Source organism: uncultured Parasphingopyxis sp. (assembly GCF_937129435.1).
Taxonomy (GTDB): domain Bacteria; phylum Pseudomonadota; class Alphaproteobacteria; order Sphingomonadales; family Sphingomonadaceae; genus Parasphingopyxis.
Genome location: NZ_CAKZNF010000008.1, coordinates 1 through 6,248, shown reverse-complemented (window position 1 = coordinate 6,248; position 6,248 = coordinate 1). Strand labels below are relative to the sequence as shown.

Below are 6,248 nucleotides of genomic sequence, written 5' to 3'. Positions count from 1 at the left end.
CTCGCGGCCAGTTCGCTCGGCGTCTACGGCGTCGTGATTTCGGGCTGGGCGTCCAACTCCAAATACCCGTTCTACAGTGCCTTGCGTGCCGCCGCGCAGATGGTGAGTTACGAGGTGTCAATCGGCTTTGTGCTGCTCGCCGTCGTGATGTGGGCCGGGTCGTTCAACCTGCAGGCGATCATCGCCGCGCAGGAAGGCCATATTTTCGGCTTCATCAATGCTTTCGGTTTCAATCCGCTGATCTTCCCGATGGCGATCGTCTTCCTGATCTCGGCGATGGCCGAAACCGCGCGCGCGCCCTTCGACCTGACCGAGGCGGAGAGCGAGCTCGTCGCGGGCTACCAGACCGAATATTCGTCGATGAGCTTCGCGCTCTTCTGGCTCGGCGAGTACGCCAATGTGCTCCTGATGTGCACGCTCAACGCGGTGCTGTTCTGGGGCGGCTGGCTGCCGCCGATCGACTGGGCGCCGCTTTACGCCGTGCCCGGCATCTTCTGGCTGTTCGCCAAGATCCTGCTCTTCTTCTTCATCTTCAGCTGGGTGAAGGCGACAGTGCCGCGCTACCGCTACGACCAGCTGATGCGCCTCGGCTGGAAGGTCTTCCTGCCGCTCAGCCTGATCTTCGTCGTCGCGATTTCGGGCTATCTAATGTTCACGAGGTACGGCATTTGATCTCGCTTCTCGCCTTTTTTCTGGTCAACGAAGCCTCGCTGGCCGCGCAGGGGACGACGCTCGTCTGCACGCGCGACAACGGGCCGGCATTCTCGCTGTTCGTGCCCGCCAGCACCGATGGCGAGCGGGGCTATGCGATTTTCGGGCTCGCTGTGCCCGAGCGGCCCGGTTCCGTCGTCGGATCGCTCGACGGCAATCTCAGCCTCTTTTGGCAGAGGGAGGACGGTGGCGAGACGATGCTCGATATCGTCCGATTCAACGCCGCGAGCGGCACCGCAAGTTACCGGATGCGTAGTGAATCCGATCCGTCCGCCCCGATCACGAGCGTCGCATCGTCGGACGGCTATTGCGTGCGCCGTCGCGATGCTATGGTCGAGGGAGGCGCACAGTGAGCGCGTTTCTCGCCCTTTTCGCGCTGGCGTCGGCCGGACCCTCGGACGTGCTGGATTGCGGCGCGTTCGATCTTTCCGTTTGGAACGGCGAGGAACCGCAATATCGCGTGTCGGGCCACAGCATGCACTGGCCCTATGGCACGGGCAATTTCGAGAGCGTCGAGGGATCGCTGGACGAAGGGTTGCGCCTGACCTGGACGATCCGGGAGTCGACCGCGCATCGGCGTGGCCCCAGGGACCTCGTCGTGACGCTCGACGTGACCGGCCATGATCGCGCAACGGGCCGTGCCCGATACGCCATCGAAGGCGTCGCGCCGCCGCCGAACCCGCGCGTCCCGGCCACCATCCGTCGCATCCAGCCGTTCGAAGGCAGCGGCGAATGCGTCGCGCACGCTCCGCAGGAAGAGACGCCCGAGGAGCCGCAATCATGATCGACATGATGCCGCTCGTCCTTGCGCTCGCCGCCGCGCAATCCGGTCCCGAACAGCTGTCGCATAGCGTCGGCCGGGTTCCCGCATCGGCGGGGATCGCCGATTGCCATGTCCGTTATTCGGATCGCCGCCCGCATTTCGAGAATGCCGTGCAGTCTCGCCCGATCGAGCAGGTGGAGCCGCGTTCTCGGCGCTTCCGCGAGACATTCTATTTCGACAGTTGGGAGCAGGACGGCGCCGACCCGATTGTCGACATCGCCCAAGCCGACGGCGAAACCGTTCGCAACAGGCTTCTGTTTTCGGGCGTGACGCGTTCACCGGAGGACGACCGGCTCGTGCTCGATATGTATTTCATGAACACCCAACGCTACACCGTCATCTTCGACCCGGCCAAGCCGGATGAGGCCGAATATTCGTCGCGCGAGCGCGGCCCCGCTCGCGACTGGGATGCGAGCGGCACCGGCCATCGCCGGATGATCCTCAACGAAACGCCGATTCCAATCACGGAAAGGAGCGAATGATGTCCGTCGCTCAATTCGTCAAATCCTTCACGCTGTACGAGTTCGTCCTCGCCCATGCGAAGACGCTGCGCTACTTCTTCAAGCCGAAGGCGACGATCAACTATCCGTATGAGAAGAACCCGCTGTCCCCGCGTTTCCGGGGGGAACATGCGCTGCGCCGTTATCCGAACGGCGAGGAACGCTGCATCGCGTGCAAGCTGTGCGAGGCCGTCTGCCCGGCGCAGGCGATCACGATCGAGGCCGAACCGCGCGAAGACGGCAGCCGCCGCACGACGCGCTACGACATCGACATGACCAAATGCATCTATTGCGGGCTGTGCCAGGAGGCCTGCCCCGTCGATGCGATCGTCGAAGGGCCGAATTTCGAATATGCGACCGAAACGCGCGAGGAATTGCTGTACGACAAGGACAAATTGCTGGCCAATGGCGACAAATGGGAGCGCGCGATCGCCGCGAACCTTGCCGCCGATGCGCCCTATCGTTAAGCGGCGCGACAACCGAACAGGGGCCCGATTCATTCCGTCATGACCATCCATGCATTCGCCTTTTACGTCTTCGCGACCATCGTCGTCGCGAGCGGCGCGCTGACGATCCTGTCGCGCAATCCGGTGCATTCGGTGCTGTGGCTGATTCTGGCCTTTTTCAACGCGGCGGGGCTCATGCTGCTGGTCGGCGCGGAGTTCATCGCGATGCTGCTCGTCATCGTCTATGTCGGCGCGGTCGCGGTGCTGTTCCTGTTCGTCGTCATGATGCTCGATATCGATTTTGTCGAGCTTAGAGCCGGTTTTACGCGATACCTGCCGTTCGGCGGTCTGATCGCGCTGGTGCTGTTTGCCGAGATCGTGCTGGCTATCGGCGTCTGGAATTTCGCCGATATCGCCGAAGAGGCGCGGCTGGGCGCAGTCGATCCTAGCGTTCCCAATATCGAGGCGGTGGGCCGCGCGCTTTACGGCCGCTATCTGCTGATCTTCGAAGGCGCGGGGCTGTTGCTGCTCGTCGCCATGGTTGGCGCCATCGTGCTGACGCATCGCGAACGGTCCGGTGTCCGCCCGCAGAAGATTTCCGAACAGATCAAGCGCCGCCCCGAAGAAGCGACGCGCAATACGCAGCCCGAAGTGGGCAAGGGGATCGAGCTGTGATCGGGGCGAAACTATGATTGGCTTGGGCCATTATCTCGTCGTCGGCGCGATCCTGTTTGTGATGGGCGTGCTCGGCATCTTCCTCAACCGGAAGAACATCATCATCATCCTGATGGCAATCGAGCTGATCCTGCTGTCGGTGAACATCAATCTCGTCGCCTTCAGCGCCTATCTCGGCGATATCGTCGGGCAGGTCTTCGCGATGTTCGTGCTGACGGTAGCGGCGGGCGAGGCGGCGATCGGTCTCGCGATCCTCGTCATCTATTTCCGCGGCCGCGGCACCATCGCGGTCGACGATCCGAGCCGGATGAAGGGATAGCGTCTTGATCCAGCTCATCGTCTTCCTGCCGTTGCTCGCGGCGATCGTTGCCGGGCTCGGCAACCGGCTGATCGGCAATTTCGCCGCCAAGATCGTGACGACGGGCGCGCTATTCGTCGCCTGCGCGCTCAGCTGGCCGATTTTCCTCGGCTTCCTGACCGGGGCGGAGACAGCCTATGTCGCGCCGGTGTTCGACTGGATCCGGTCGGGCGAGATGGATGTGGCCTGGGCGCTGCGCGTCGATACCCTGACGGCCGTGATGCTGGTCGTTGTGACGACCGTGTCGGCGCTCGTGCACCTCTACAGCTGGGGCTATATGGCCGAAGACCCCAGCCAGCCGCGCTTCTTCGCCTATCTGTCGCTGTTCACTTTCGCGATGCTGATGCTCGTGACGTCGAACAATCTCGTGCAGATGTTCTTCGGCTGGGAAGGCGTGGGGCTGGCGAGCTATCTGCTCATCGGTTTCTGGTATCACAAGCCGACCGCCAACGCCGCCGCGATCAAGGCCTTCGTCGTCAACCGCGTCGGCGATTTCGGCTTTTCGCTCGGTATCTTCGGCACCTTCTTGGTCTTCGGCACCGTCTCGATCCCCGAAATCCTCGCCGCAGCGCCTGAAATGGCGGGTAGCTCGATCGGCTTCCTCGGCTATCGCGTCGATACGATGACGCTGCTCTGCCTGCTGCTGTTTATCGGCGCGATGGGCAAGTCGGCGCAGTTCGGCCTGCACACCTGGCTGCCGGACGCGATGGAAGGCCCGACTCCGGTCTCCGCCCTGATCCACGCCGCGACGATGGTGACGGCCGGCGTATTCATGGTCTGCCGGCTATCGCCCATGTTCGAGACCGCGCCGATCGCGATGGGCGTCGTCACCTTCTTCGGTCTGCTGACGGCCTTTTTCGCGGCGACCGTCGGCACGACGCAAATGGATATCAAGCGCGTCATTGCCTATTCGACCTGCTCGCAGCTCGGCTACATGTTCGTCGCCGCCGGTGTCGGTGCGTACGGCATCGCGATGTTCCACCTGTTCACCCATGCCTTCTTCAAGGCGCTGCTGTTCCTCGGCGCGGGTTCGGTCATCCATGCGATGCATCACGAGCAGGACATGCGCTATTACGGCGCGCTCCGGAAAGAGATTCCCATCACCTTCTGGACGATGGTCATCGGCACGCTCGCGATCACCGGTGTCGGCATCTACTGGCTCCATGCGGGTTTCGCCGGTTTCCATTCGAAGGACGCGATCATCGAGGCGGCGTTCGCCAGCGAATCCGGCCTGGGCGGTATCGCCTTTTTCACGCTGGTTTTCGCCGCCTTGCTGACCAGCTTCTACAGCTGGCGGCTCATCTTCATGACCTTTTTCGGCCAGCCCCGCTGGGCGGCGTCGGGCCATATCCAGCACGCCGTTCATGGTGACACGCACGATCATCCCGATGACGAGAGCGCCGGCCATTCGCCCGATCCGCACGAGCCCGACGCGCAACACATGACGACCGGCACGGCCGGCTATCATCCGCACGAAAGCGGTCTTTCGATGCTGATCCCGCTGGTCCTGCTCGCCATCGGCGCGGTGTTCGCGGGCTATGTCTTCACGCACGACTTCGTCGACAGCGAAGCCTTTTGGGCCGGCAGCATCGCGTTCAACGAGCATCTGATCCACGAGATCCACGAAGTGCCGCTCTGGGCGAAGCTCGCCTCGACGGTGGTCATGCTGGTCGGCCTGCTGATCGCCTTCCTCGCCTATATCCGCCATACCGACTGGCCCGAGAAGTTTGTCGGGCAGTTCCGCGTGCTCCACGCCTTCCTGCTCAACAAATGGTATATCGACGAGCTCTACAACGCGATCTTCGTGCGCCCGTCCTTCGCCATCGGCCGTTTCCTCTGGAAGCGCGGTGACAAGGGGACGATCGACCGTTTCGGGCCGGACGGCTTTGCCTGGGTGGTTTCGCAGGGCAGCGGCATCACGCGGCGCATCCAGTCGGGCTATCTCTATACTTATGCGCTCGTCATGCTGATCGGCCTTGCCGCGGCGGCGACCTGGGCGATGACGCGGTAATGGCATGAACCAGCTCGGCTTTCCCATTCTTTCGCTGATGGTGGCGCTGCCGTTCCTGGGTGCGCTGGCCTGCCTGTTGTGGCCCGGACAGGGCGAGCGCAAGGCGGCGAGCGCGCGCATGGTTGCGCTCATCACGACGCTGGTCACCTTCGCGCTCGGCATCGGCCTGTGGCTGACTTACGAGATCGGCGGCCCGCAATGGCAGTTCCAAGAAGATCACGACATCTTTGGCCGCTTCTCTTGGGCGCTCGGTATCGACGGCATCGCGCTTATGCTGATCATGCTTTCGGTCTTCCTGATGCCGATCTGCATCCTGGCGAGCTGGCGATCGATCAAGACGCGCGTCCCCGAATATATGGCCGCCTTCCTGCTGATGGAGGCGCTGATGATCGGCGTGTTCGTCGCGCAGGACCTGTTCCTCTTCTACATTTTCTTCGAAGCCGGTCTCATCCCGATGTACCTGATCATCGGTATCTGGGGCGGAGCGGAGCGGATCTACGCCAGCTATAAATTCTTCCTCTACACGCTGCTCGGATCGGTGCTAATGCTGATCGCGATGCTGTGGATGGTGAACGAGGCGGGCACGTCCGACATCCCTAGGCTGATGGCTTACGACTTCCCGGTGAACGCGCAAATCTGGCTGTGGCTCGCCTTCTTCGCCAGCTTCGCGGTGAAGATGCCGATGTGGCCGGTGCATACCTGGCTGCCGGATGCGCACGTTCAG

At 62.6% G+C, this 6,248-nt stretch carries 9 protein-coding genes; all 9 read left to right on the top strand.

The features are described 5' to 3' along the window. Positions 1 to 672, top strand: a 672-nt coding sequence (locus Q0139_RS02115) for a complex I subunit 1 family protein (protein WP_298016601.1), incomplete at its 5' end; no start/stop codon positions are given. Beyond that, a complete protein-coding gene (locus Q0139_RS02110) occupies positions 669 to 1,064 on the top strand; it encodes a hypothetical protein (RefSeq protein WP_298016598.1) in 396 nt (131 codons plus the stop codon). The genes Q0139_RS02115 and Q0139_RS02110, both read left to right, overlap by 4 nt. Continuing rightward, entirely contained in the window at positions 1,061 to 1,495 is a 435-nt protein-coding gene (locus tag Q0139_RS02105) for a hypothetical protein (RefSeq protein ID WP_298016594.1), read from the top strand. Before Q0139_RS02110 ends, Q0139_RS02105 begins: the two co-directional genes overlap by 4 nt. Continuing rightward, complete coding sequence (locus Q0139_RS02100) at positions 1,492 to 2,016, top strand: hypothetical protein (RefSeq protein WP_298016591.1); 525 nt, start codon at positions 1,492 to 1,494, stop codon at positions 2,014 to 2,016. The genes Q0139_RS02105 and Q0139_RS02100 overlap by 4 nt, the downstream gene beginning before the upstream one ends. Next, complete coding sequence (nuoI, locus tag Q0139_RS02095) at positions 2,016 to 2,501, top strand: NADH-quinone oxidoreductase subunit NuoI (RefSeq protein WP_298016588.1); 486 nt, start codon at positions 2,016 to 2,018, stop codon at positions 2,499 to 2,501. Before Q0139_RS02100 ends, nuoI begins: the two co-directional genes overlap by 1 nt. A 39-nt stretch (positions 2,502 to 2,540) precedes the next feature. Continuing rightward, entirely contained in the window at positions 2,541 to 3,155 is a 615-nt protein-coding gene (locus tag Q0139_RS02090; protein WP_298016586.1) for an NADH-quinone oxidoreductase subunit J, read from the top strand. Between the two features lie 13 nt (positions 3,156 to 3,168). Then, a complete protein-coding gene (gene nuoK / locus Q0139_RS02085; RefSeq protein ID WP_298016583.1) occupies positions 3,169 to 3,474 on the top strand; it encodes an NADH-quinone oxidoreductase subunit NuoK in 306 nt (101 codons plus the stop codon). A 4-nt stretch (positions 3,475 to 3,478) separates the two neighbouring features. After that, complete coding sequence (gene nuoL, locus Q0139_RS02080) at positions 3,479 to 5,524, top strand: NADH-quinone oxidoreductase subunit L (protein ID WP_298016580.1); 2,046 nt, start codon at positions 3,479 to 3,481, stop codon at positions 5,522 to 5,524. A 4-nt stretch (positions 5,525 to 5,528) separates the two neighbouring features. Continuing rightward, a partial coding sequence (locus Q0139_RS02075; protein WP_298016576.1) for a NuoM family protein occupies positions 5,529 to 6,248 on the top strand: 720 nt, incomplete at its 3' end.

Bases quoted from the DNA above. Each gene is read 5' to 3' on its own strand.
- Q0139_RS02100 (WP_298016591.1), top strand. From the start codon at position 1,492: ATGATCGACATGATGCCGCTCGTCCTTGCGCTCGCCGCCGCGCAATCC.
- nuoI (WP_298016588.1), top strand. From the start codon at position 2,016: ATGTCCGTCGCTCAATTCGTCAAATCCTTCACGCTGTACGAGTTCGTC.
- nuoK (WP_298016583.1), top strand. From the start codon at position 3,169: ATGATTGGCTTGGGCCATTATCTCGTCGTCGGCGCGATCCTGTTTGTG.
- Q0139_RS02090 (WP_298016586.1), top strand. From the start codon at position 2,541: ATGACCATCCATGCATTCGCCTTTTACGTCTTCGCGACCATCGTCGTC.